The organism is Pseudomonas vanderleydeniana (assembly GCF_014268755.2).
GTDB lineage: Bacteria > Pseudomonadota > Gammaproteobacteria > Pseudomonadales > Pseudomonadaceae > Aquipseudomonas > Aquipseudomonas vanderleydeniana.
The window spans coordinates 3,856,794-3,883,028 of sequence record NZ_CP077093.1; the positions used below are offsets into that span (position 1 = coordinate 3,856,794).

21 protein-coding genes are annotated in these 26,235 nt (G+C 62.2%); 12 read left to right on the forward strand and 9 right to left on the reverse strand.

Going from position 1 to position 26,235, the window contains the following annotated elements; all coding sequences use genetic code 11:
• Positions 1 to 145: 145 nt before the first annotated feature.
• From arnC to HU752_RS17390, 8 genes are all read left to right on the forward strand, one after another.
• Positions 146 to 1,159: an undecaprenyl-phosphate 4-deoxy-4-formamido-L-arabinose transferase gene (gene arnC, locus HU752_RS17355; RefSeq protein ID WP_186682792.1), complete on the forward strand. Its 1,014-nt coding sequence runs from the start codon at positions 146 to 148 to the stop codon at positions 1,157 to 1,159.
• Positions 1,156 to 3,147, forward strand: a complete 1,992-nt coding sequence (gene arnA / locus HU752_RS17360) for a bifunctional UDP-4-amino-4-deoxy-L-arabinose formyltransferase/UDP-glucuronic acid oxidase ArnA (protein ID WP_186682790.1) — start codon at positions 1,156 to 1,158, stop codon at positions 3,145 to 3,147. The genes arnC and arnA overlap by 4 nt, the downstream gene beginning before the upstream one ends.
• Entirely contained in the window at positions 3,147 to 4,031 is an 885-nt protein-coding gene (gene arnD / locus HU752_RS17365; protein ID WP_186682788.1) for a 4-deoxy-4-formamido-L-arabinose-phosphoundecaprenol deformylase, read from the forward strand. Before arnA ends, arnD begins: the two co-directional genes overlap by 1 nt.
• The gene (gene arnT / locus HU752_RS17370; RefSeq protein WP_186682786.1) at positions 4,028 to 5,677 is read left to right on the forward strand and encodes a lipid IV(A) 4-amino-4-deoxy-L-arabinosyltransferase; all 1,650 of its coding nucleotides are present in this window, start codon (positions 4,028 to 4,030) and stop codon (positions 5,675 to 5,677) included. Before arnD ends, arnT begins: the two co-directional genes overlap by 4 nt.
• Positions 5,674 to 6,018, forward strand: coding sequence for a 4-amino-4-deoxy-L-arabinose-phosphoundecaprenol flippase subunit ArnE (gene arnE, locus HU752_RS17375; RefSeq protein WP_186682784.1), 345 nt, complete (start codon positions 5,674 to 5,676; stop codon positions 6,016 to 6,018). The genes arnT and arnE overlap by 4 nt, the downstream gene beginning before the upstream one ends.
• On the forward strand, positions 6,015 to 6,422 hold the full coding sequence (gene arnF / locus HU752_RS17380; RefSeq protein WP_186682782.1) for a 4-amino-4-deoxy-L-arabinose-phosphoundecaprenol flippase subunit ArnF: 408 nt from the start codon (positions 6,015 to 6,017) through the stop codon (positions 6,420 to 6,422). The genes arnE and arnF overlap by 4 nt, the downstream gene beginning before the upstream one ends.
• Positions 6,419 to 7,786, forward strand: coding sequence for a UDP-glucose dehydrogenase family protein (locus HU752_RS17385; protein ID WP_186682780.1), 1,368 nt, complete (start codon positions 6,419 to 6,421; stop codon positions 7,784 to 7,786). The genes arnF and HU752_RS17385 overlap by 4 nt, the downstream gene beginning before the upstream one ends.
• A gap of 168 nt (positions 7,787 to 7,954) precedes the next feature.
• Entirely contained in the window at positions 7,955 to 9,550 is a 1,596-nt protein-coding gene (locus tag HU752_RS17390) for an ArnT family glycosyltransferase (RefSeq protein WP_186682778.1), read from the forward strand.
• A gap of 159 nt (positions 9,551 to 9,709) precedes the next feature.
• Here the strand turns inward: HU752_RS17390 and HU752_RS17395 are convergent, their stop codons facing one another.
• From HU752_RS17395 to HU752_RS17435, 9 genes are all read right to left on the reverse strand, one after another.
• Positions 9,710 to 11,548: a polyurethane esterase gene (locus HU752_RS17395; RefSeq protein WP_186682776.1), complete on the reverse strand. Its 1,839-nt coding sequence runs from the start codon at positions 11,546 to 11,548 to the stop codon at positions 9,710 to 9,712.
• Positions 11,549 to 11,597: 49 nt separating this feature from the next.
• Positions 11,598 to 12,956 carry a TolC family outer membrane protein gene (locus tag HU752_RS17400; RefSeq protein WP_186682775.1) on the reverse strand — a complete coding sequence of 453 codons (1,359 nt, stop codon included), beginning with the start codon at positions 12,954 to 12,956 and terminating at the stop codon, positions 11,598 to 11,600.
• A 1-nt stretch (position 12,957) separates the two neighbouring features.
• Entirely contained in the window at positions 12,958 to 14,277 is a 1,320-nt protein-coding gene (locus HU752_RS17405) for an HlyD family type I secretion periplasmic adaptor subunit (protein WP_186682774.1), read from the reverse strand.
• The gene (locus HU752_RS17410; protein WP_186682773.1) at positions 14,274 to 16,061 is read right to left on the reverse strand and encodes a type I secretion system permease/ATPase; all 1,788 of its coding nucleotides are present in this window, start codon (positions 16,059 to 16,061) and stop codon (positions 14,274 to 14,276) included. Before HU752_RS17410 ends, HU752_RS17405 begins: the two co-directional genes overlap by 4 nt.
• 162 nt (positions 16,062 to 16,223) lie before the next feature.
• The gene (locus HU752_RS17415; RefSeq protein ID WP_186682772.1) at positions 16,224 to 16,841 is read right to left on the reverse strand and encodes a calcium-binding protein; all 618 of its coding nucleotides are present in this window, start codon (positions 16,839 to 16,841) and stop codon (positions 16,224 to 16,226) included.
• 133 nt (positions 16,842 to 16,974) lie between these two features.
• Complete coding sequence (locus HU752_RS17420; protein ID WP_225920013.1) at positions 16,975 to 17,382, reverse strand: AprI/Inh family metalloprotease inhibitor; 408 nt, start codon at positions 17,380 to 17,382, stop codon at positions 16,975 to 16,977.
• A 45-nt stretch (positions 17,383 to 17,427) separates the two neighbouring features.
• On the reverse strand, positions 17,428 to 18,777 hold the full coding sequence (locus HU752_RS17425) for a serralysin family metalloprotease (protein WP_186682978.1): 1,350 nt from the start codon (positions 18,775 to 18,777) through the stop codon (positions 17,428 to 17,430).
• A 30-nt stretch (positions 18,778 to 18,807) separates the two neighbouring features.
• A complete protein-coding gene (locus HU752_RS17430) occupies positions 18,808 to 20,283 on the reverse strand; it encodes a serralysin family metalloprotease (protein ID WP_437182264.1) in 1,476 nt (491 codons plus the stop codon).
• 400 nt (positions 20,284 to 20,683) lie between these two features.
• Positions 20,684 to 22,129, reverse strand: a complete 1,446-nt coding sequence (locus HU752_RS17435) for a serralysin family metalloprotease (RefSeq protein WP_186682770.1) — start codon at positions 22,127 to 22,129, stop codon at positions 20,684 to 20,686.
• Positions 22,130 to 22,632: 503 nt separating this feature from the next.
• On the opposite strand from HU752_RS17435, the gene HU752_RS17440 reads away from it, so the two are divergent.
• The 4 genes from HU752_RS17440 (at position 22,633) to HU752_RS17455 (ending at position 26,225) form a co-directional block, all read left to right on the forward strand.
• A complete protein-coding gene (locus HU752_RS17440) occupies positions 22,633 to 23,481 on the forward strand; it encodes an AraC family transcriptional regulator (protein ID WP_186682769.1) in 849 nt (282 codons plus the stop codon).
• A gap of 51 nt (positions 23,482 to 23,532) precedes the next feature.
• On the forward strand, positions 23,533 to 24,144 hold the full coding sequence (locus HU752_RS17445; protein WP_186682768.1) for a LysE family translocator: 612 nt from the start codon (positions 23,533 to 23,535) through the stop codon (positions 24,142 to 24,144).
• Positions 24,145 to 24,297: 153 nt separating this feature from the next.
• Positions 24,298 to 25,239 (forward strand): choline ABC transporter substrate-binding protein, encoded by a 942-nt coding sequence (locus HU752_RS17450; protein ID WP_437182376.1) that lies wholly within the window; start codon positions 24,298 to 24,300, stop codon positions 25,237 to 25,239.
• 56 nt (positions 25,240 to 25,295) lie between these two features.
• Positions 25,296 to 26,225 (forward strand): alpha/beta hydrolase, encoded by a 930-nt coding sequence (locus HU752_RS17455; protein WP_186682763.1) that lies wholly within the window; start codon positions 25,296 to 25,298, stop codon positions 26,223 to 26,225.
• Positions 26,226 to 26,235 lie beyond the last annotated feature (10 nt).

Below are 26,235 nucleotides of genomic sequence, written 5' to 3' on the forward strand. Positions count from 1 at the left end.
TGTGTGTTCGGCACCTTCCTACGAGCTGGTCTCGTTCTTGCCTGCATCACTGGCACAGGTCATCGTTCACGTGTTGAAATCTGGCCTGCCACACGATGACGCAGATCATCGCTTGCACTACTGAAACCTTTCTGGAAAGAAGCCTTTGAAACCTTACCCGATTCAGCGCGTGTCGATCGTCATACCGGTCTACAACGAAGAACAGAGTTTGCCCGAGCTGTTGCGCCGTACCGAAGCCGCCTGCGCCCAGTTGACCCAGGAAGTGGAAATCATCCTGGTCGATGACGGCAGCCGCGACCGTTCCGCCGACCTTCTTCAGGAAGCCGCCGAGCGCGAAGGCAGCCCGGTGGTTGCCGTGATCCTGAACCGCAACTACGGCCAGCACGCTGCAATCATGGCCGGTTTCGAGCAGTCCACCGGTGACGTGGTCATCACCCTGGACGCCGACCTGCAGAACCCGCCGGAAGAAATCCCGCGCCTGGTGGCCCAGGCTGCGCTGGGCTACGACGTGGTCGGTACCGTGCGCAACAACCGCCAGGATTCGGCCTTCCGCCGCTGGCCATCGCGCCTGATCAACCTGGCCGTGCAACGCTCCACCGGCGTGGCCATGAGCGACTACGGCTGCATGCTGCGCGCCTATCGCCGCAGCATCGTCGACGCCATGCTCGCCTGCCGCGAGCGCAGCACCTTCATCCCGATCCTGGCCAACAGCTTCGCCCGCCACACCACCGAGGTGCTGGTGCAGCACGCCGAGCGCGAGCACGGTGACTCCAAGTACAGCCCGATGCGCCTGATCAACCTGATGTTCGACCTGGTCACCTGCATGACCACCACGCCCCTGCGGCTGTTGAGCATCATCGGTTTCGGCATGGCCGGTCTCGGCGCGCTGTTCTCCCTGCTGCTGATCTTCCTGCGCCTGATTTTTGGCGCCGCCTGGGCCGGCGACGGTACCTTCGTGCTCTTCGCCGTGCTGTTCGTCTTCACCGGTGGCCAGTTCATCGGCATGGGCCTGCTGGGTGAGTACCTGGGTCGCATGTACAGCGACGTCCGTGCCCGTCCACGCTTCTTCATCGAGAAAGTGCTGCGCAGTCAGCCGTCTGCCAGCAGCACCGTCGAGCAAACCCCTTCTACAACTACCTCCAATCAGGTTGCACCATGAATCCGAAAGCTGTCGTCTTTGCCTATCACGATATCGGCTGCGCAGGCATCGAAGCGCTGCTGAACGCAGGTTATGAAATCGCTGCCGTGTTCACCCACGCCGATGATCCCAAGGAAAACACCTTCTACGGTTCGGTTGCCCAACTGTGCGCCCTCAAGGGCATTCCTGTGCACGCACCGGAAGACGCCAACCACCCACTGTGGATCGAGCGTATCGCCAAGCTGAACCCGGACTTCATCTTCTCCTTCTACTACCGCAACCTGCTGAGCGAAGCCCTGCTGGCGACCGCCAAGAATGGCGCGTTCAACCTGCACGGCTCGCTGCTGCCACGCTACCGCGGCCGCGCACCGGCCAACTGGGTGCTGGTCAACGGCGAAACCGAAACCGGCGTGACCCTGCACCGCATGGTCAAGCGTGCCGATGCCGGCGCGATCCTGGCGCAGAACCGCGTTGCCATCGAGCGCTCCGACACCGCCCTGAGCCTGCACGCCAAGCTGCGTGACAGCGCCGCCAACCTGCTGCGCGACGCCCTGCCGCAACTGGCCCAGGGCAAGCTGAGCGAAACCGCCCAGGACGAGTCCAAGGCCACCTACTTCGGCCGCCGTACCGCTGCCGATGGCAAGCTGGTCTGGAGCAAGCCTGCCGAAGAACTGTTCAACCTGGTTCGCGCCGTGACCAAGCCTTATCCGGGTGCATTCTGCGCCGTGGGCGAGCACAAGCTGATCGTCTGGGGCGCTGAAGTCGTCAAGGGCAACGAAGGCCAGGCTCCTGGTCGCGTCATCAGCGTTGACCCACTGCGCATCGCCTGTGGTGAAGACTCGCTGGTGATCAACGCCGGCCAGCGCAACGAAAACGGCCTGTTCCTGAGCGGCCCGCAACTGGCCAACGAGCTGGGCCTGGTTGACGGTTCCCTGCTGCGTGGCGCCGAAGCGGCTCGCAAGAAGCGCCGTACCCGCGTGCTGATCCTGGGCGTCAACGGTTTCATCGGCAACCACCTGTCCGAACGCCTGCTGCGTGACGACAAGTATGAAGTCTATGGCCTGGACATCGGCTCCGACGCCATCGAGCGCCTGCGCAGCCACCCGAACTTCCACTTCGTCGAAGGCGACATCAGCATCCACTCCGAGTGGATCGAGTACCACATCAAGAAGTGCGACGTGGTCCTGCCGCTGGTGGCGATCGCCACGCCGATCGAATACACCCGCAACCCACTGCGCGTATTCGAACTGGACTTCGAAGAGAACCTGAAACTGGTTCGCTACTGCGTCAAGTACAACAAGCGCGTGATCTTCCCGTCGACCTCCGAAGTCTACGGCATGTGCCAGGACAAGAACTTCGACGAAGACAGCTCGAACCTGATCGTCGGCCCGATCAGCAAGCAGCGCTGGATCTACTCGGTCTCCAAGCAACTGCTGGACCGCGTGATCTGGGCCTACGGCGCCAAGGGCCTGAACTTCACCCTGTTCCGTCCGTTCAACTGGATGGGCCCGCGCCTGGACCGCCTGGACTCGGCTCGTATCGGTAGCTCGCGTGCTATCACCCAGCTGATTCTGAACCTGGTCGAAGGCACCCCGATCCGCCTGTTCGACGGTGGCGAGCAGAAGCGTTGCTTCACCGACATCGCCGACGGCATCGAGGCCCTGGCCCGTATCGTCGACAACGAAAACGACAGCTGCAACGGCCAGATCATCAACATCGGCAACCCGGACAACGAAGCCAGCATCCGTCAGCTGGGCGAAGAACTGCTGCGTCAGTTCGAAGCTCACCCGCTGCGCAGCAACTTCCCTCCGTTCGCCGGTTTCCGCGAAGTGGAGAGCAAGGCGTTCTACGGCGCCGGCTACCAGGACGTGGAACACCGCAAGCCAAGCATCGAGAACGCCAAGCGCCTGCTCAACTGGGAGCCGACCGTCGAGATGAGCGAAACCATCGGTAACACCCTGGACTTCTTCCTGAAGGAAGCCATGATCGAAATCGCGGAAAAACGCTGATGCAAGCTGGACTTCGTATCGATGTAGACACCTATCGCGGCACCCGTGAGGGTGTCCCGCGACTGCTGGAACTGCTCGACGAGGCCCAGGTCAAGGCGACGTTCTTCTTCAGCGTCGGGCCGGACAACATGGGGCGCCACCTGTGGCGCCTCATCAAGCCGCAGTTCCTGCTGAAGATGCTGCGTTCCAAGGCAGCCAGCCTGTACGGCTGGGACATTCTCCTGGCCGGCACCGCCTGGCCAGGCAAGCCGATCGGCCGGGACCTGGGGCACCTGATGCGCCAGACCCTGGCCGCCGGTCATGAAGTCGGCCTGCACGCCTGGGATCACCACGGCTGGCAGGCCAATGCCGGACGCTGGAGCGAAGCCGAGCTGATCGAACAGATCCGCCGCGGCGTCGACTGCCTGAGCGACATCACCGGGCAAGCCGTCGAGTGTTCTGCCACCGCCGGTTGGCGGGCGGACGAGCGCGTCGTGCAAGCCAAAGAACATTTCGGCTTTCGCTACAACAGCGACTGCCGGGGACACGGCCTGTTCCTGCCACGGCTGGCGGACGGTAGCCCGGGTACCCCACAAATTCCCGTGGACCTGCCGACCTTCGACGAAGTCGTCGGGGCGGACCTGGCCGCGAAAGATTTCAACGCATTCATCCTCGACCGGTTCAGCCCGGCGAAACTGAATGTCTACACCATCCATGCAGAAGTAGAAGGGATTCTGATGGCCAACGATTTTCGTCAGTTGCTGGCTCAGGCCAAGGCACGTGATATCGAGTTCCAACCCCTGGTCAACCTGTTGCCGGCACAGCTGGACAGGCTGCCCGAAGGTCGCCTGGTGCGTGGCACCCTCAGTGGCCGTGAAGGCTGGCTGGGGGTACAACAGGGATGACCAGACGCTGGGCTTTGCCATTACTGTTCCTCGCTTTCCTGCTGTTTTACCTGGCCCCCTTGATGGGCCACGGCATGTGGATTCCGGATGAAACCCGCTACGCGCAGATCGGCCAGGAAATGCTCCTGCGCGGCCACTGGGCCGCGCCGCATTTCATGGAACTGCGCTACTTCGAGAAGCCGATTGCCGGCTACTGGATGATTGCCATCGGCCAGGCGATCTTCGGCGAAAACTTCTTCGGCGTACGCTTCGCTTCAGCCCTGAGCACGGGCCTGAGCGTGTTGCTGGTGTATCTGCTGGCCGGACGCCTGTGGAACGACCCGCGCAAGAGCTTCGCCAGTGCGGCGCTGTTCATGAGCTTTGGCCTGATCGCCGGCCAGGCCGGTTATGCCAATCTCGATCCACAGTTCACCTTCTGGGTCAACCTGAGCTTCGTCGCCTTGTGGTTGGCGATCGACAGCCAGACCCGCAAGGCGCGCCTGCTGTCCTGGGCAGCCCTGGGCTTTGCCTGCGGCTGGGGCTTCATGACCAAGGGTTTCCTGGCGCTGATGCTGCCCGTGCTGATCGCCCTGCCCTACATGATCTGGCAGAAACGTTTTCGCGAGCTGGTGGGCTACGGCCTGGTCGCGGTGCTGGTCGCTGCACTGGTCAGCCTGCCCTGGGTCATCGCGGTGCACCTGCAGGAGCCGGACTACTGGCGTTTCTTCTTCTGGCACGAGCATATCCGCCGTTTCGCCGCCGAAGATGCCCAGCACACTCGCCCCTGGTGGTTCTACCTGCCGCTGATTGTGGTTTCCAGCCTGCCCTGGGCACTGCTGCTGCCGATCACGCTCAAGGATGCCTGGAAAGGCAAGGGCCAGCGGATCACCGCCTTCCTGCTGTTGTGGCTGTTCCTGCCACTGGCCTTCTTCAGCCTCAGCCGCGGCAAGCTGCCGACCTACATCATGCCGTGCCTGATGCCATTGGCACTACTGATGGGGCATTCGCTGATGGAACGCCTCAACCGGGCCCAAGCCCGGGTATCACGCCTCAATGGCCTGCTCAACCTGCTGCTGGGCGTGGTGGCATTGGCTGCCGTGGTGTTCTTCCAGTTGAAGAAGCCGTTCTACGACAACGAACCGCTGCACCTGACCCTGCTGTGCGTGGTGATCGTCGGCTGGATCCTGTTCAATACCCTGACCGCGTTCAAGCCGCTGCAACTGTGGGCGCTGCCGGCATTGGGCATGGGCCTGCTGATCGCCCTGCTGCCGGCAGCCATGCCGAGCGTGATCGTGCACAACAAGATGCCCGACCAGTTCATCGCCGATCACGAACAGGAACTGGCCAAGAGCCGCCACCTGCTGAGCAACGACCTGGGCGCCGCCTCGGCCCTGGCCTGGCGGGTCAAGCGCACCGATATCACCCTCTATAACACCCAGGGTGAAGTGAAGTATGGCCTCTCCTACCCGGAAGCCGAGCACCGCACCCAGGACATGGACCAGATCCAGGGCTGGATGGAGCAGGCCCGCCGCGAAGGCCAGGTCGGCGTGGTGATGCGCGTCAAGGACGAGGAAGAGCTGCGTGAAATCGACAAGTTGCCCAAGGACTACAAGCGTTACGACGAGGGCAACATCGTGATCCTGATTTTCCCACAGAGCGCTCCATGACCCTGATCCTCCTCCTCAGCGCCTGCCTGCTGACGTGCCTGGGCCAGGTGGCCCAGAAGTTCGCCGTCGAAGGCTGGCGCGAAACCTCCCTGGGCGCGCTCGACAAGCTGCGTTCGCCCTGGTTGTGGCTGGCCCTGGCCAGCCTCGGCCTTGGCCTGCTGGTGTGGTTGCTGGTACTGCAGAGACTGGAGGTCGGGATCGCCTATCCGATGCTCAGCCTCAACTTCGTGCTGATCACCCTGGTGGCGCACTACCTGTTCAAGGAATCGATCGACCGCCGCCACTGGCTGGGCGTCGCCCTGATCATGGCCGGCGTGGTGTTGCTGGGATTGCATCTATGAGCCTGGCACGCGGTTTCACCTTCGCCAGCGGCAGCGTGGTGCTGGTCAGCAGCGCCCAGTTGGGCATGCGCTGGAGCATGACGCGCCTGCCCGAGCCAAGCCAGTGGCTGGACGCGCTGATGACCGGCAACGTCTCGCTGGTGGCCCTGGCCGTCGTAGCGGCTTCGATTCTGGCCTATGCGCTGTCGATGCTCTGCTGGCTGATGGCCCTGCGCGACGTACCGCTGGGTCGCGCCTACTCGCTGCTCAGTGTCAGCTATGCACTGGTCTACCTGCTGGCGGCCAGCCTGCCGTTCTTCAACGAAAGCTTCAGCCTTTCCAAGACACTGGGGGTGGCGCTGGTCATCCTGGGTGTTCTTACGATCAATTCTCCACGTATACCCCGTCCTAGGGACTCCGTATGAAAATCAGCGTAATTGGTAGCGGTTATGTAGGCCTGGTACAGGCGACTGTCTTGGCCGAAGTCGGTCATGACGTCGTGTGCATGGACGTTGACCAGAACAAGATCGAATTGCTGCGCAAGGGCCATATCCCGATCTTCGAACCAGGGCTGGAGACCATGGTCAAGAGCAATCTGGAAAGTGGCCGCCTGCACTTCACCAGCGATGAAAAACTCGCCATCGAGCATGGCCAGGTACTGTTCATCGCGGTCGGCACGCCGTCGGACGAGGATGGCTCGGCCGACCTCAAGTACGTGCTGTCGGTCGGTGACGCCGTGATTCGGCATCGGCTGGAACCGCTGATCCTGGTGGAAAAATCCACCGTGCCGGTCGGCACCGGCGACACTCTGCGCGCCCACATCGAGGCAGGCCTGCAAAAAGCCGGTCGCGACCTGGAATTCGATATCGTCTCGAACCCGGAATTCCTCAAGGAAGGTTCCGCCGTCGAAGACTGCCGTCGCCCGGACCGCATCATCATCGGTTGCGAGCGTGAGGAAGTCCGCGAAGTGATGCGTGACCTCTACGCCCCCTTCAACCGCAACCATGACCGCATCATGTTCATGGACCTGCGCAGTGCCGAACTGACCAAGTATGCGGCCAACTGCATGCTGGCGACCAAGATCAGTTTCATCAACCAGATCGCCGAACTGGCCGAACACCTGGGTGCCGACATCGAGGCCGTGCGCATGGGCATCGGTGCCGACCAGCGTATCGGCTACCACTTCATCTACCCGGGCTGCGGCTACGGCGGCTCGTGCTTCCCCAAGGACATGCGCGCCCTGATCCACAGCGCCCAGCAAGCCAACTGCTCCAGCGATCTGCTGCAGGCGGTGGAAGCGATCAACGAGCGGCAGAAACACAAGCTGTTCGACCGCATCAACGCGTTCTACAAGGGCGATCTCAAGGGCAAGACCTTCGCCCTCTGGGGCCTGGCGTTCAAGCCCAACACCGACGACATGCGCGATGCGCCAAGCCGTGTGCTGATGGAAGCGCTGTGGGCCGCGGGCGCCCAGGTCCGTGCCTTCGACCCGGAAGCCATGCAGGAAACCCAGCGCCTGTACCCGGATGAGCCGGGCCTGTCGCTGATGGGCACACCGGAAGCCGCCCTGGTGGGTGCTGACGCGCTGATCGTCTGCACCGAGTGGCAGCAGTTCAAGGCTCCGGACTTCGAGCGCATCCATCAGCGCCTCAAGGCCCCGGTGATCTTCGACGGTCGCAACCTGTATGACGCCAACCGCATGCAGCGCAAGGGTTTCACCTATTTCGCGATCGGTCGCGGCGCGTCGCTGGATCTGCCAGTAACCCGCCATGGCCAGGTAGAAGCCTGATCCCCGGCGTGCCTCTGTAGGAGCCGGGTTGCTGGCGATAGCGGTCCAAAAGCCCCCTGTGCGGTCATTGAATGGCCGCCTGGCGGCGGTTCGCGGGCAAGCCACGCTCCTACAGATTTCCTCAGCGCCCTCAAAACGGTGTCATCCTCCTTTCACAAGGACTTCGTTGTGACATTGACCTCTCGCGATACCCTCAATCGTCAATCCCTGGGCCTGGGCCTGATCGCCCTGCTGTTGTTCCTTGCTGGCGTCTACCAGCAGGCGGCCATTGGCTTCGATTCACGCTTCGTGCTGTTCGCCCAGGAAATGCTGCGCCACGGTCCAAGCTTCTTCCCGACCACCTACGGCGAGCCCTACCCCGACTACTCGGCCTTTTCGACGTTGCTGGTCTGGCTGTTCGCCCTGCCCTTCGGTACCGTCAATGCCCTGGCGGCGTGGCTGCCGAGTGCGCTCGCTGCGTCCTGGATCGTGGTGTTGATGTATCGCCTGGTCGCCCCCTATTCCCCACGCTGGGCCCTGCTGAGCATCGCCCTGCTGCTGTTGAGCAACACCTTCATCACCGAGACCCGCGCCGTCTCGCTGGACCTGTTGCTGGCCGCCGTCGGTTTCACGGTGTTCTACCTGGGTTACGCGGCCGAGCATTTCGCTGCACCGAAGCGCCATGCCTGGATCCTCGCCCTGCTGGTGCTGGGCTTCGCCATCCGCGGTCCGATCGGCCTGGTGATTCCCACCGGCATGCTGTGCAGCTACTACCTGCTGGGCGGCCAATGGCGGCGTTTCTTCGTGTTCGGCTTCCAGGCCCTGGGCCTGCTGGCGGCCTGCATAGCCCTGCTGCTCTGGTTGGCCTGGCTCGATGGCGGCAGCTTCTTCCTCAATGAAGTGATCCGCATGCAGTTCACCGGCCGCATGGACGGCAGTGAAGGCTCCAGCAGCGTGCTGTATTACTTCAGCAGCTCGTTCGGCAATTACGCCCTGGCTTATCCGCTGGCGGTCCTGGTGGTGGCGGCGCTGCTCGCCGGTGGTCGCCAGCCGCGGGGCCCGGCATTGCAACTGACGCTCTACTGCCTGGCCGCCGGCCTGATCGTGATGCTAGGGCTGTCGGTGCCGCAGGCGAAGAAGGCGCGCTACATCCTGCCGATGATCCCCATGATTGCCATCGTCGCAGCCTTTCCGTTCCAGACCAGCCAGGGACGACTGTTCACCTGGCTGCGTGGCTTCACCCAGGGCATCTGGCTGCTGCTGCCGGGACTGCTGATCGGCGGGATGATCCTGCTGCATCGGCGCTTCCCCGAAGAACTGCCAACACTGGGGGTTGCGCCCTGGCTGGTGGGGGCCTTGCAGATCATCGCCGTGCTTGCGCTGTTTCAGGCCCGCTGGCGCGCCTTGGGCCTGGCGGCCTGTGCGGTGCTGGCAATGTGGGCGAGCTATATCCTGATCGTCGAGCCGGTCGAGCGTACCGCCTATGACACCCGCACCTTCACCCGGGCCGCCCGGCAGTTGATCCACGAGGCGCCAGCCCCCGTGGTCCTGCACGCCATGGGCAAGGACGCCAAGGCGATCAAGTTCATGGTCAACCTCGATGAAGACCTGCAGCCGGTGTTCACCGGGACACCGGAACAGCTCCAGGCCGTGACCGGCCCGGCGTGGCTGGTGATGGACAGGCAGGACTACCAGAAGCTGCAGGGCACGCCGACTGGCGCCTTGGTGCCAGTACTGAGCGGGCGGTTCGACAAGAACGATTTTGTGCTGTTGAAGCAGCCTTGAGACAAGGTCGCCTGGCCGCCATGGGCGGTTCGCGGGCAAGCCACGCTCCTACAGAGGTTGATGTCGTACACGAAACCAGTGTACGACGCGATCCACTGTAGGAGCCGGGCTCGCCCGCGAACCGCCGCAGGCGGCCAGTCAGCATCAGCCCAACAGAACTCAGGCAATCACTGCGCTGGCTCCCTTCAGGGCATCGAGCCCTACCCCGACCAACGTCACAGAATCGGCACCGAAACTCAGCACAGTGTCGCTACCCACCACCTTGGCATGATCGAGAATATTGTGCCCCTGCGTATCGGCATAGCCCATGAACACCAGCTTGTCCGAAGCCTGGAACCCGGTGATGCGGTCCTGGCCGAAGGCTCCGTTGAACAGGAAGGTGTTGCCACCACCGCGCGCCTCCATCAGGTCGTTGCCTGAGCCACCGATGAACAGGTTGCCGCCCTTGGCCGCACCGACCAGATGATCGTTGCCAGCATTGCCCAACAGCCACTCACCGGATGCCTTCGCGGTCAGTGTATCAGCTCCCGCGTCACCGACCTGCGAAGCGACATACTGGCCGCCGGACAGGCTGTGGTTGCCGACCTGATGGGCCACATCCCGGTTCAGGAACACCAGATAGGGCTCGCTGCTGACCAGCGTGCCGATATCCTTGGCAATGGTGATCCCCCCCTGGGCATCGCGAATGTACAGCGTGCCCTGGCCGTCATTGGCGATCTCGACACTGTCCAGGGGCTTGTGCAGGTCGAGAGTGTTGTGTCCCTTGCCGCCCAGGATGATGTTGTAGCCACCGTCATCGCGGAAGGTATCATCGCCGCCACCGCCTTCGAGGTAATCGTTGCCTCGCCCACCCCTGAGCAGGTCGCTGGCTTCACTGCCGATGATGAAGGTGGTGCCGGTATGGGCCTCGGCGTTGCGATTGAGGTCCTGTACCCAGGTCTTCTCCCGCGCCGGATCCGACAGATTGCTGACGATGATGGTCGAGTCCTTGCTGGTCAGGTCGTAGAACGTCGAGTCGACGATGCGCTGCAGACCGTTGCCATAGGCCGTCGGCAGGTGCGATAGCCAGGTGGCGATGTTGCCGATGGAGTACGGCATGGCGTTCCAGGTATCGGATGCATAGTGATCGTTGAAATTGACGATATTGTTGGTCGCCGAAGCCTGGTAGCCATCATGCACGCCCAGGGTCGCCAGTGTCAGGCTGGAGCCGTCGAGTGCACGGAACACCGGATCGTTTTCATAACCGATGTTCAGCACGTGGGTACCGGCACCGCTCTGGGTCGGCGAGGCGAAGGCGATATAGCTGGCGTCCCGGTAGAAGCCACCCCAATGATCCGCGCTCAGATCCGCCAGGCTGTTGACCGCCAGGCCACCCAGGCTGTGGCCGCTGACCAGCACATCCTTGCCGCCCAGGCCGTTGGCACGGGCAAACGCCGCGACGCTGTCAAGCAGGCCCTCGAACGCATTGGCGCTGTAGTTCCTGGCATAGTCCTTGGGACCGATGGCGGCCAGCAGATCATTGATTGCATCGCCGATGGTGTCGGTGACCAGCGTCTCGCGCGGGCCGCTGGTACCGCGAAAGGCAATACCGATGGAGGTCAGGTGGCCTGCGGCGTCGTACTTGCCCAGCACCTCCGCCTGCCCGGTGGTATAGCCGGCCTTCTCGCCATAGAAAGTGCCCCGGCCATCGGTCTTGCCGGCATAGCCCAGCTGGCTGGCACTGATCGGCGTCCAGCCGGCCGCCTTCACCGCCGCCAGCGCCGCCTTCTCCGAATCGGGATTCCAGGGCACTCCGGGAATGACGCCCTGGGCATCGGTGCCGCCGATCAGCGCCTTGACCAGCGTTGCCGGCAGGCCGAGGCCGAAGCCGTGTTGCTGGTAGCCGACGGCCAGGCCGTTGTCGATGTTGTGGTAGGAGTACAAGGTGATCGCCATCGCATCACCGTACAGCGCCTTGGAGACTGCCGAACCCGCATTTTCATAGTCAAAAACACCCATGGTATCGCCTCTCTGTTGTTGAACTTGTCGAGAAAGCCAGCAAAGGAAGTCAGTGAAGGGTCGCTTTCGACACAAAGGCTTCGTCGACCCTGGCCAGGTCGGTTTCGCGCAGGGTGCCGGCGTAGTAATGCAATTTGGTCCAGGCCATCAGGTAGTCGTAGCGCGCCTGCGCCAGGTCCCGACGGGTGCTGTAGAGCTGTTGCTCGGCGTTGAGCAGGTCGAGGTTGACCCGCTCACCACCGAGGATGCTTTGCCGGGTCGACAGCACCAGCGACTCGGCCGAGGCCAGAGCCTTGCGGTAGGCCCGCAGCTTGCTCGCCCCTGACTGGCAGGCGTTGTACTGGCGCCGCAGCTCGATCAGGGTTTCGCGGGTCTTGCCGTCGAGTTCGTATTCGGCCTGTTCCAGGTTGGCACTGGCCTGGCGGACCGAGGCCGAAACGCCGCCGCCGGCGAACAACGGCACGCTGACCTCGAAGCCGACGGTATTGGTGTCATAACGCTGGTTGTAGGTGTTGTTACTGTCGGACTCGCTCTTGCGCAGGCTCGCGTAGGCATTGAGCTTGGGCAGGTGCCCCGCCCGATTGCGCTCGACCTCGTAGTGAGCGACCTCCACGGCCTGGCGCTGGGACGCCAGCGCCGGGTTGTTGCTCAAGGCCAGTTCATGCCAGGTGGAGAAGTTGGCCGGTTCCAGGGCGAAGGCGTCGAATCCCTGCCCCAGCGGCGCCAGCTCGGTCACGTTGACCGCCGGCACGCCGATCAGCGCCCCCAGTTCGCGCAAGGCCGCATCCTGGGCGTCACGCGCCTCGATCTCCTCGGCCGTGGCCAGCTCATAACGCGATTCGGACTCGAGGATGTCGGTACGGGTGCCCTCGCCCTGGCGGAACAGCTGCGTGTTCTGCTGGAACTGCTCGTCGAGGGCCTTCTTCCTGGCCTGGGCGATCTGGATCTGGTCCTCGGCGAACAGTGCCTGGGTGTAGTAGGTCAGCACCCGCACCAGCAATTCCTGGCTCTTGCCGCGGAAGGTCTCGTCGGCGAACAGTGCCTGGGCCACCCCCTTGCGATAGTTGGCATAGGCCTCGTAGTCGATCAGCGGCTGTTGCAGGGTCAGGGTCGAACCGGAGCTGGTGTAGGTTCGATCCTCATGCAAATTGCCACGCTCGGTGAGGTAGGTGACCCGCGAGTCGTTGCGTCCCTGGTTGTAGTTGTAGGACAGCCGCGGCAACAGGCCGGCGCGGCCGATGGCACGGTTCTCCTGGCCGGCATCACGTTCCCTCAATGCACCGAGGAACACCGGGTCATTGCGCAATGCCTGCTCATAGACCTGGAACGGCCCCATGGCCTGGCAATCGAGCGCAAACAACAGCAAGGCAGCCGCCACACACAGCGGTTTGGTCATCAGGCGCAACATACTACTCCTCGGTCAACGCAGAGCCCGCACGATCCATGAGGGGCTTGAACAGGTAGTTGAGCAACGAACGCTCACCGGTGCGAACGAACATCTCCGCCGGCATACCGGGCTTGATCACCAACCCGTTGAGTTTTTCCAATGCCTGGTCGCTGACCGAGCTACGCAATACGTAGTATGGCGTACCACTCTTTTCATCCAGTAGCTGGTCGGCCGAAATCAGGCTCACGGCGCCACTGACCCGCGGCGTGCGATTCTGGTTGAAGGCAGTGAACAGGATGTCCACCGGCAACGCCGTTCCGACCTTGTCCACCAGGTGGACCGGCAGCCGCCCCTCCACTTCCAGGCGCTCACCCTGCGGCACGATTTCCACCAGGGTATCGCCAGCACGCACCACCGCCCCCTCGGTATGCACCCCCAGGTTCACCGCGATGCCTTCGGCCGGCGCGCTGATTTCACTGTGCTGCAGCTCGAAACGGGCGGAGGTCAATTGCTGCTCCAGGGTCAGGGTCTTGAGCTGGGCATCAGCCAACTGGCTGCGCACCTCCTTCTGGTACTCCTCGGCGTGCTGCGCCAGTTTCAGGCGCGACTCGAGAATGCCCTGCTCGACCCGCCCACTTTCTCCGGTGTTCTGCGCCAGGTCCTGCTGCACCTGGGACAACTGTCGCTCGTACTCCAGCAAGCGGTTGCTCGGGATGTAGCCGTTTTCCGCCAATGGCCGCAGGTTCTCCAACTGACGGCGCAGGGACTCGGCGCGCGCGGTCATGTCGGCGCGCGCCCGGCGCATGCCAGCCAGTTGCGCACCGGCACCGTCGATGGCTGCCCGGATACCCGCCTGTTCGCGGGAAAACGCCTCGCGCCTGCTGCTGAACAACTGCCGCTGGCCTTCGAGCACCAGCCCCAACTGCGGATCGTTATCGGCGGTCAGTTCCTCAGGAAAGCTCACCCGCGCCAGGTTGTCCCGCTCGCTCTGCCAACGCGCCTGACTGGCCCAGGCCACGCGATACTGCGCGCGCAGGGACTGGACATCAGCCGCCCGCTGGGTCTGGTCGAGACGGAACAGTGGCTGGCCCTGATGGACCACCTGCCCCTCGTGCACCAGGATCCGCTCGACCACCCCGCCTCCCAGCGACTGCACCGCCTTGCGCTTGCCGGAGACCACCACGGTACCCTGCACCGCAATCCCCTGGTCGAGCGGTGCCAGCGCCGCCCAGGCAAAGAAACTGCCGGCGCCGAGCAGAGCCAGCCACCAACCGGCACGGACAAAAAAGCGGGCATCGCGTTCACGAGGCTCATCGTGTTGCATCAGGTTGTCCTGGCTCATGCTCCGCTCCTGCGCGTCGAGGCTCCGTATTGGCGGCTCAGGCTGAGGCCGACAGCGGTTGGGGACGGAGCCTGGGGCGCCGCCGTGCTGGCGGCTTGTGCGTTGCCGGACAAGGCCTTGAGCACCTCGGCAGTGGGCCCGAAGGCCTGCATCCGCCCATCGTTGAGCACCAGCAGCTTGTCTGCCTGGGCCAGGGAAGTGGTCCGATGAGTCACCAGGATCACGCTGCTACCCTGGGCCTTGAGCTGGGCGATGGCGGCAGTGAGCGCCGCCTCGCCGACCGCATCGAGGTTGGAGTTGGGCTCATCGAGGATCACCAGCCGGGGCCCGCCATACAGCGCCCGGGCCAGGGCGACCCGTTGCTTCTGTCCGCCGGACAGACCGCAACCGTCATCCCCCAACGGGGTGTCATACCCCTGGGGCAGACGCAGGATCAGTTCATGCACGCCAGCCTGGACCGCCGCCGCGACGACTTTCTGTGGATCGGCCTCACTGAAGCGGGCGATGTTCTCGGCAACCGTGCCACTGAAGAGCTCGATCGACTGCGGCAGGTAGCCGATGTGCGGGCCGAGCTCATCACGGTCCCAGCGATGGATATCTGCGCCATCCAGCCGTACCACACCGCCCAGGGTTGGCCAGACACCTACCAGCACCCTGGCCAGGGTCGATTTGCCAGATCCCGAAGCGCCCAAAACGCCCAGCACCTCTCCGGCATCGATGGCAAAACTGACATGATGCAGGCTCGCCTCACGCCTGCCCGGCGGACCCGCGCTGACCTGCTCGAACGCCACTTGCCCCCTGGGTTCGGGCAGACTCATGGGCGATTCACCCTGGGGAAACTCGCGCAGCAGCTCATCAAGCCGCCGATAGGCCAGCTTGGCCGCGCTCCACTGCTTCCATACGGCGATCAACTGATCGATGGGGCTCAGCACCCGCCCCATCAGAATCGAGCCGGCAATCATCATGCCCGAGCTCATGTCACCCTTGATCACCAGCAATGCGCCCAGGCCCAGTACCAGCGATTGCAGACACAGGCGCAGGGTCTTGCTCAGCGAGGTCACCATCGCGCCGGTATCGCTGGCCTGGTTCTGCCGGGCGAGAAACCGCGAGTGCACCTGGAACCAGCGCCGCCGCAGGGCGCCGAGCATGCCCATGGCCTGGATGGTCTCGGCGTTGTGCAGATGACTGGTCGCCAACTGAGCGGATTTTTGCGAATAGCCGCTGGCTTCGGCCAGCGGCTTGCGGGTCAGCCATTCGTTCAGGCAGGCCAGCGCGATCAGCAGCAGCGCACCCACGCTGGCGAAAACCCCGAGCCAGGGGTTGAACAGGAAGATCACCAGCAGATAGATGGGAAACCACGGCGCGTCGAAGAACGCGAACAACGCAGGCCCCGTGAGAAACTGGCGGATATGGGTCAGGTCGCCCAGGGCCTGTCCCGCATGCCCTTCGCCGCGAAACAGGTTGCGTTCGAACGCCGCCCGATAGACCCGCAGGTTGAACTGTCGTTCGAGCTGGCTGCCAATGCGGATCACGATGAAGCTGCGAATGGTTTCCAGCAGCCCGATAAAAGCGAAAAAGCCCACCACCATCAGCGTGAGCATCACCAGGGTGGTTTCGTTCTGTGATGTCAGGACCCGGTCGTAGACCTGCAGCATATAGATCGACGGGACCAGCATCAGCAGGTTGATCAGGGCGGTGAAACAGCCAATGCTGATCAAGGTGCTTTTATAGTCGCCCAATACACGGAACAAGGGTGTGCCAGAAATCATCTTCAACGATTTCATTTATCTTCCCTGATATTTCTTATTTCTCGGAATTCATGAGACCTGAACAAGTCTCGATCTTGTCACTGAAGTTGATTCAAGTCATGGAAAGAGTCCGTTCTGATTATGATGGATTCATACTCACTCGAAGGGGCGACATACAGGTCACCCCTTCGAGTGAGGTCATGCAACGATGTCCGTAGTCAGGGCCTGGCCAACGGTCATGACCCGGAAGTCGGCCGCGCCGTTGCCGTTGAAGTCGATCACCAGGTCATAACCAAGTACCGCTTCGCCCGCACGCCCCGTGAACTGCTCGACAAAGGTCAGGCCCGATCCGCCAGTGATCACGCTCAGGTCGATCTTGTCCTCACCACTGACGAAGTCGGTGATCCAGTCGGCATCCGTGGGGGTCGAGTCGGATATCTTGCGGTACACGAAGGCATCACGACCCGCCCCACCTTCCAGCCAGTCGAGACCGGCCCCTCCTTCGAGGATGTCGTTGCCATCACCGCCTTTCAGGCGATCCTCGCCATCACCACCGCGCAAATGATCGGAGCCGTCGCCACCGATCAGCAAGTCGTCGCCATCTCCGCCATAGAGCACGCTGGAGCTGTGACCCACCTCCAGCGTATCGTTGCCGGCGCCTCCTAACAGTACGTCATGACCACCACCGCCGACGATATGATTGTCCAGGGCATTGCCGACAATATATTCATTGTCGATCGTGCCATTGAAGTTGACGATCTGATCCCGAGGCAACTCCTTGCCGGACGCGTAGGGCGTAAGAGCGAATGAAAACATGTCAGACTGTGCCACATCACTTCCTTAAATCTTAATATCTGCACGAATAAACTTGTTCGATAACAGGGCGCAAACCAGAAAGATACTTACGTATGCATTTCCGAAAATGGCGCCGACTTGTACTTGTCGAAATTCAATCCCGAGACTTGCGGCTGAGCGTCAACTCACCTTGCCTGCTCGTCGCCCAATAGCGTCCAGCGTCGCGATTGAGGTGCACCAGGCCACTGCCCTCCTGGTCGAACAACCACAGGCCATCCGGTGTCGGCTCCCAGCTACCGGGGCGGGCACCCAGCAGCTCGGTGGCGCACTCCAGGTCGCCGGCCAGCAGTGGCGGCTGTGCCGACAGTTGCAACACGCAGTTTCGTGCCGGATCTGCGCTGCTGGACAACAGCCATTGACCCGCGAGCGACTCGCGGCTGGGCAATACCAAACTACTGGCCATGACGGCTTCTCCCATGAAGGTCAGTGACAGGGCCAACAACCAGGCCCCCAAGTGTTTTTGACGGGTTGGCCCGCTGATGGAGCCGTTGCGCTTGTGCATGCGTCGTCCCTTGCCGAATTCGTTCCTTGTTCATCCGTTCACACCTCAGGCCAGGATGTCCGTAACCGCGACCCGGCCAACCGTGTCGACCTGGAAATCTGCCAGGCCATCACCTGAAAAATCGATTTGCAGACTGCCCAGGTTGGTCGCCGCGTCATAGCTGAGCATCGCCTCGCCCGCTTTTGTGGTGAAGGCGCTGACGAAGCTCAGTCCCGCCCCCCGGGTTATACCTCCGAGGCCGATCTGGTCCTGGCCACTGGCGAAGTCCATGAGCCGGTCAGCCGCCTGTGGCGTGGAGTCGGAAACGGCCGCAAACACGAAAATGTCATTGCCCGCGCCGCCCCACAGCCTGTCCGCACCAGCGCCACCGTAGAGAATGTCGCTGCCGGCACCGCCACGCAGTTCGTTGGCGACATCATTACCGACCAACAGGTCATGCCCAGAACCACCGATGGCGTTTTCGATCGTGACACCCTGGGCGATCGAGACGTTGCCGGCCAACCCGCCGACATCGGAAAACGCACCGGCCTGCAGGTTGATCTCCTGATTCTGGGTGAACCCGGAGAAATCCAGCGTGTCATTGCCCCCGCCATCCCAGACCGCGAACACCAGGACATCCGACGACGACTGGGCGCTCAAGTGGTCACGGCCGGTGTTGGAATTGAATCCGTAGACCGTGTCGTCGGCACGCGTAGCGTAGTTGGCACCGTAGATTTTCTGGATCGCGGCGATATCGTCGCGAAGCGGTCCGGACGAATAGTGCTCGGCGCCGTTCCTGGCGAAGTTCTGCCGGGTATGGCTTTCACTGAAGTAGCTCATGACGGTGAAACCCAGGCTGTCCTGCGCATAGGTCGCGTCACGGTAGCTCGGTTCGTCGGTAGTGGTCCCATAGTCACTGGGATGGGAGAGCCCCAGGGCATGGCCGATTTCATGAACCAGCGACATCCGCCCGTAGTTGTTCAGTCCTGGCGTGCCGTTGAGGTCGTAGCTGCTGTTGACCAGGTACCAGGACTGCCCGTCATAGTCGGGATCGGACCCCGGCATGTAGGCAAACGCGGCAATGGTCGATGGGCCGACACTGTAGTTGCCGAAGGTCAGATGCCCTTCGCCACCGTCCTGCGCCTGGGTGAAACTCAGGTTGGCGACATCCGCCCAGGACTGCAGGGCCAGTACCGCCTGCTCCTGCTGCAATGCGCTGAACTGGGCGAAACCGCCGACACCGTGATCAACCTTCAGCTCGATGAAGTTGTCCGGCGCCGTGTCCGGGAAAGCAAAGGTCAATTCGACCGTACCGTTGCCGTCTTTATCCTTCCAGGCCTGACCACTGCGGGCCAGTTGCTGCGCCGCCTGATCCACGGAGTAACTCGGTTTGTCGCCAGTGATGGGGAAATTCATTGTAGTCACGCGAAATCCTTGAACAGGGCCTCAGGCCACGATATCCGTGATAGCCACCCGACCCACCGTGATGACCTCGAAATCTGCCACCCCCTGTCCGGAGAAGTCGACGGCCAACCTCCCCTGATGGGTGACCATGTCGTAGCTCAACACGGCCTCCCGGGCATTGCCACTGAACGCACTGACGAAGTTCAGGCCTGCACCGCGGGTCATTCCGGCCACGCTGATCTCGTCCTGACCGCTGGTAAAGTCCATGATCCGGTCGGCCGCCAGGGGCCTCGAATCGGAAGCAGCGGAGAACATGAAGGTATCCTTGCCAGTCCCCCCCCAGAGTTCGTCCGCACCGCCGCCGCCGTGGAGAACGTCGTTGCCGGCACCGCCGCGCAGCTGGTTGCTCAGTGCGTTGCCGACCAGCAGGTCATTGCCACTGCCGCCGATAGCGTTCTCGATATCGACGCCGTGGGCAATGGAGACATTGCCACGCAGGCCACCCACGTCGGAAAACGCGCCGGCATTCAGGTTGATCTCCTGGTCCTGGGTGAAGCCGGAAAAATCCAGGGTGTCATTGCCACCGCCATCCCAGACCGAAAACACCGGTGCATCAGCACTTGAGGTCACACTCAGGTAATCACGGCCAGCATTGGAGTTGAAGCCATACACGGTGTCATCGGCACGGGTGCCATGGTTCGCGCCATAGAGCTCCTGGATTGCGGCGATGTCATGTATCTGCGGCGCCGAGGGATAGGCTTGCGAACCACTCTTGGTGAAGTCCTGCCCGGTGTTGGTTTCGCGCCAGTAGCTCATCAGGCTGTAGCCGACGGAGTCCTCGACGTAGGCAGCCTTCTGCTGGTGGTTATCGTCACGGGTGATGCGATTCCACAGCCAGTCGAGCCAGGTGTCTGCCCGGGATTGATACTCACCCGGGTGATCCAGGCCCAGGGTGTGGCCGATCTCGTGAGTCAGGACCAGTCGACCCAGACTGTTCGTCACGGGAGCCCTGTTGGTGTCATCTGCACCGCCGAGCCAGTCCCGCAACCAACCGTACCAGCTGTCATCAGTGGAGACCCGGTACCAGGACTGGCCATCCAGGTAGGGATGGCTGTCGGGCAGGAACGCAAACGCCGCGGCGCCCTGCATGCCCTTACTGAAGTTGCCGAAACTCATGTGCCCGTCGCCGCCCGACCGGGCCTCGGTAAAGGTCACATTGGCGACATCGGCCCAGGATTGCATGGCCTGCACTGCCTGCGCTTTCTGCTGCGCATTGAATTCGCTGAACCCTTCAAGTCCCTCGGCACCAAACAGCAGGTTCGGCGCACCGAGAAACTCATAAGTCAGATCGATCCGACCGTTGTTGTCATAGTCCCACCATTTCTGACCGGAGCGGATGATTTGCAGCACAGCCTCATCTGCGGAAAAGGAAGGTTTTCCGGAGTCGGAGAGCGTCTGCTGCTCAATCCCTGGCTGAAACTGTCCAGGGAGGTTCGTGTTGGTACTGAGAGTTGTCATGCTAAATCCTTGAGGCATGGGAAAACTTGCTCGAACAGGCAACTACCTGATAACAAGCAGACGCATTGGACTGTTCCCCGCCTGATGCCTCCTGCAAATAACGCTCATCCTTTGATTGAATGCACAAGTTTCAATAAATCCAGCTGAAGAGGGTTAAACCTCAACAGGAAAATTCGACAAGACTGTCTACCTGCCGGAACTTCATATACCGGACCGACTGCTGTTGCAATGACAGTCGCTCTTCAACCCAAGTTCAAGAGGCGGCCTTAGCAGCACGACCCTCTTCATTGACTCAGGCAGAACACGCGTGACTACCACCTTGCACACTGCAGTTGTTCGGGAAGTCGACCACTGCGCGATTCAAGGAAGCGGCGCGAACGCCGCCTCCCGTTTCAGCGACTCAGGCCACGATGTCCGAGACCGCCGCCTGGCCGACCGTGGTCACCAGGAAGTCAGCTACGCCGTGCCCGGAGAAGTCGACTGCCAGGGTGCCAAGGTTGGTCCCTGCGGCATAGGTCAGGACCGCATCGCCGGCATGTCCGGTGAACGCGGTGACGAAGTTCAGGCCCGCACCATGAGTGATACCGGACAGATCGATCTTGTCCTGGCCACTGACAAAATCCATGATCCGGTCGGCCGCATTCGGCGCCGAGTCGGAAACGGCACCGAACACGAAGGTGTCGCTGCCCGCGCCACCCCACAGCTTGTCCGCGCCACCGGCACCGTAGAGGATGTCGTTACCGGCACCGCCGCGCAGCTCGTTGGCCACGTCGTTGCCGATCAGCAGATCGTTGCCCGAGCCGCCGATGGCGTTCTCGACCGTGACGCCCTGGGCGATCGAGATGTTGCCAACCAGGCCGCCCACATCCGAGAAGGAACCTGCATGCAGGTTGATCTTCTGGTTCTGGGTGAAGCCGGAGAAATCCAGGGTGTCGTTGCCACCACCGTCCCAGACCGAGAACACCAGCTTGTCCGAAGACGAGGTGGCGCTCAGGTAGTCGCGACCGGCATTGGAGTTGAAACCGTAGGTGGTATCACCGGAACGGGTGCTGTAGTTGGCGCCGTAGAGCTTCTGGATCGCCGCGATATCGTCCATCAGCGGACCGGAGGAATAGGCCTCCACCCCACCCTTGCTGAAGTTCTGGCTGGTGTTGCTCTCGCTCCAGTAGCTCATGACGCTGTAGCCGCGGGTATCCTGCCCGTAGGACGCGTCCCTGTAGCTCGGGTTGCCCTCGCCGGCGTTGTAGTCGCCGGGGTGGGACAGGCCCAGGGTATGGCCGATTTCGTGGGTCAGGGTCTGGCGTCCGTAGTTGTTCAGGCCAGGCGTCTTGTTGACGTTGTAGCCGCTACCGGTCAGGTACCAGGACTGGCCATCATAGCCAGGCTCGGTACCCGGCAGGAACGCGAACGCTGCCGCGCCTTCCTGACCGGCACTGTAGTTACCGAAGGTCATGTGACCATCTCCGCCCCTCGCCGCCTCGGTGAAGGTCACGTTGGCGACGTCGGCCCAGGATTGCATGGCCAGGACCGCCTGCGACTTCTGCAGCGCGCTGAACTGACTGAAGCCGCTGACGCCCAGACCACTGAAATTCGAGGTCGGAGCCGTCAGGAAGGTATAGGTCAGTTCGATCTTGCCGCTACCGTTCAGATCGTGCCAGGCGGCACCGTCACGCAACAGTTGCGTGGCGGCCTGATCAACGGAGTAGGAGGGTTTGCCATTGACCGTGAGATTGCCACCACGGTCATATTGATGGCTGAAGCTATCGATCTGGTTGAAGGCCGAACTTGTACCATTGGCCGCCAGCGCCGACTCAGAAACAATAGCTTTCGCTTTGACTTTCGACATAAACACACTTCCTTGTTTACAAGTGAAACAGTTTTTGTCCGATAGCGACAATCCCTTGGCGAGATCATCCTATCACTCGCCCTTTTTGAAGGCAGCGAGAAACTGACACATTTTGAAATCAACCGTCCAGCGCTTTTTTTGATATCAAATCGCCGGAATCTGAAAAGATCCCGTAAACATTGCCCCGATCTCTGAAAATATTTTCCTACAGAACTTTCTGAACCCCATAAGCAGGACATCAAGAATATTCAAATCAGAAAAATACATAAGCGAGGTGCATCAATAAATGACCAATCGGTCATTTGGCAACTTATGGGTTTCAACGTGTTTTCCACTCTTTATTCTTGTCGGACAATTTAATCGAGCAGGGCCGGGAGTACCGTCTCCCTCCCCGTCGTGGCGGTCCGCCAAGGCAGGGGCACCTGCACAGATGTTCTAGACTTGCCCTGGCAAAGCGGTGCCTACTGTCCCCCTGCACGATTGAGCTATGTTCCAGGTACAGCATGTCCAGCAACGCCGACAACTGGATCGACCTGACTCAGGATCGCGATACCGGTATCGAAACCCTGCGCGCCCATTTCAAGGGTCACGCCTACGACGCCCACTGGCACGACACCTACCTGGTGGGTGTCACCGAGCAGGGTGTCCAGCAATTCAATTGCCGGCGCGCCCGCTACCACAGCACGCCGGGCAATGTATTCATGCTCGAGCCCGGGGAGATTCACGACGGCGATGCGCCGACCGAGGGCGGTTTCACCTACAGCACCCTGTACCTTGAACCCCACTGGCTCGAACGCGAGCTGGGCGCGCTGTTCCAGGAGGCCCCGGCCAACAGCCAACTGTCCTTTGCCGAACCGCTGACAACCGGCGACAGCCGCCTGGCCCTGGCCACCAACGCGGCCTTCCGGGCGATCCACAGCTCGGAGTTGCGGATTGTCCAGCAAAGTGCCCTGGACCAGATGTTCGATGCCCTCACCCGCCATCTTTACTGGCGTACCCGCTACCGCGAGGACCCACGCCTGCCCCGGGTGGCGCAACGGGCCCGGGAGTACCTGCACGCTCACCTGCAGCAGGATGTCAGCCTGGATGACCTGGCCACGGTGACGGGTGTCGACCGCTTCCGCCTGACCCGAGCCTTCAAGTCGGCCTACGGCCTGCCGCCCCACGCCTACCTGGTGCAGTTGCGCCTGGCCCGGGCCCGGCAGTTGCTGGCACGGGGCGAGCAGCCGGCAACGGTGGCGATGACCCTCGGCTTTTCCGACCAGAGTCACCTGGGACGCTGGTTCGTCCGTGCCTATGGCCTGACGCCGGCGGCCTACCGCAAACGCTGCTCAAACCTTCCAGACGCCTGAGCCGACAGCCGCGAAGATCGTCACATCGATCCACTCGCGGAGTTGTCATCCATGCTGTCCACTATCCCGAACCTGCTGCCTTTCGCACTGTTCGCCTTCGTCGCCTCGATCACCCCCGGGCCGAACAACATCCTGGTACTGAGCAACAGTGCCCGACATGGTCTGACAGCGACACTGCCGATCATTCTCGGTGCCTGCGCCGGTACTGCGCTGATTGTGCTGCTGGTCGGCAGTGGGGTCGGCCAGTCGCTGAGCGACCTGCCCCGCGTACAGACCGCCATGCAATTGCTGGGGATCGCCTGGCTGAGCTATCTGGCCTGGCAGATCTTCAACGCGCCGGTCGACGATATCGGGGCCGGCAGCGCCCCGTCCAGGCGCCTCGGTTTGCTGGGAGCAGCCAGCCTGCAAGTGATCAATCCCAAGGTCTGGCTGGTGGCACTGGCGGTGGTGGGCGTGTTCGCCGGACAGGGTGCCGAACGCCAGCTCCACGTTACGGCGCTGTCACTGGTTCTGTTCCTCGTTTCGCTTCCCTGCGTCGGCCTGTGGGCAATGCTGGGTGTCGGCTCGGCCCGGTTGCTGCGCTCACCTGTGGCGATGCGCCGATTCAACCGCTGCATGGCCTTGCTGTTGCTGGCTTCGGCGTGGCTAAGTGTCCTGGCCTGAGCAGGCGTACGGGTCGCCATAGTGCAAAAGCCGGTCGCCGTGGTGCGCTTTTGGCAACCCACGGCTGCGTAACGTAGCCGCACGGTGCATGAAGACACCGGCCACGACAATAACGACCTGCCGCGAGACTTTGCGCTCATGAAAACCCCGAACCTGAAAAAACTGTTCAACGGTTGTCTGTTCCTTGGCGCCACCGCACTCCTGGCCACCCCGGCCTTCGCCACTGAAGATGCCTCCTGCAAAAGCGTACGCATGGGTGTGGTCAACTGGACCGATGTCATTGCCACCAGCGCGGTGGCCGACGTACTGCTCAATGGCCTGGGCTATGAGAGCAAGCAGACCAGTGCCGTGCAGCAGATCATCTTCGCCGGCATCCGCGACAAGCGCCTGGACATTTTCCTGGGTTACTGGAAACCGGCGATGGACAAGAACATCGAGCCTTTCGTCGCGGCCAATCAGGTCAAGGTCATGGCCAGCCCCAGCCTGTCCGACGCCCAGGCGACCCTGGCCGTACCCCAGTACGTGGCGGACGCGGGACTCAAGACCTTCGCCGATATCGCCAAGTTCAAGGATCAGCTCAAGGGCACCCTTTACGGAATCGAACCCGGTAGCGGCGCCAACACCACCATCAAGACCATGATCGACACCAACCACTTCGGGCTCAAGGGCTTCAAGCTGGTGGAGTCGGGTGAGGCCGGGATGCTGGCAGCGGTCCAGCGGGCGATCAATCGCAAGGAGTTCGTGGTCTTCGTCGGCTGGACCCCGCACCCGATGAACATCAACATGAAGATCGCCTACCTGACCGGCAGCGAGGATGTCTACGGCCCCAACGAGGGTGCCGCCACCGTTTCCACCGTGACCGCGCCGGACTATGCGCAACGCTGTCCCAACGTGAACCGGCTCCTGGAAAACCTGACCTTCACGTCAGCCCAGGAAAGTCAACTGATGGTACCGATCATGGAGCGCCAGTCCCCCCAGGACGTGGCTCGCCAATGGCTGCGCGACCATCCGCAAGACCTCAAGCGCTGGTTGGCCGGCGTGACCAGCATTGACGGCAAGGAGGGTGTGGCGACGGTCCAGGCCAGCCTGAAATAGCGCTCAACCGACCACGGGGCTTGCCGGTCCGGCAAGCCCGCCCATGGAAGCCATGCATGAGCCACTACCCTCTTTCCCCCGGAATGAGTGCCTTCGTCAGCAAGAGCCTCAGTTTCGGCAGTACCGATAGCAGCATCCAGGGCCTGCGCAACGACTATAACCGGATGTGCAGGGCCTTCACTCCACCGCGTCCGGCCGATATCGAGACTGAAGACCATCGTATCGCCCGGGTACCGGTGCGCCTGTACCGCCCAACCGCCTCCCGACCGGCCACTGGCTGGCCCTGCGTGGTCTACCTGCACGGCGGTGGCTGGGCGGTGGGGGGTCTGGACTCCCATGACTTCATCACCGCCGAGCTGGCGTCACGACTCAAGGCCATGGTGATTGCCGTGGACTACCGCCTGGCGCCGGAGCATCCCTACCCGGCCGCTTTCGACGATTGCCTGGCGGTCTGGCGCGGACTGCGCGTGCAGGCCGAAAACTGGCAGTTGGACCCGCAGCGCATGGCGATTGCCGGCGACAGCGCCGGCGGCAACCTGGCTGCCGCCGTGTGCCTGGCGCTGCGCGACGCCGCAGAGCCGCAACCGCGGCTGCAGGCGTTGATCTACCCTGGACTGGGAGGCAGCGACGGCCTGCCTTCACGTAGCGAGTGCGCCGACGCGCCATTGCTCAGCAGCGACGATGTAGGCACCTATCACGCCTGGTACCTGGGTAACGCGCAGAAGCCTGACGCCTATGCGATGCCACTGCGGGCGACGAACTTTCGGGACCTTTCCCCTGCCTTCATTGCCGTGGCGCAATACGATCCGCTGCGCGATGACGGTGTCTGCTACTTCGAGCGACTGAAAAAGGCCGGTGGCCGCGCCACCCTGCACCTGGGCCTGGGATGGGTGCACGGCTGCCTGCGGGCGCGGGGCATGGCGCCGGAGGTGGACCTGCTGTACGAGAAACTGCTCGCGCAGCTACGGCGCTACCTGACCCTCTGACACCCCGGTT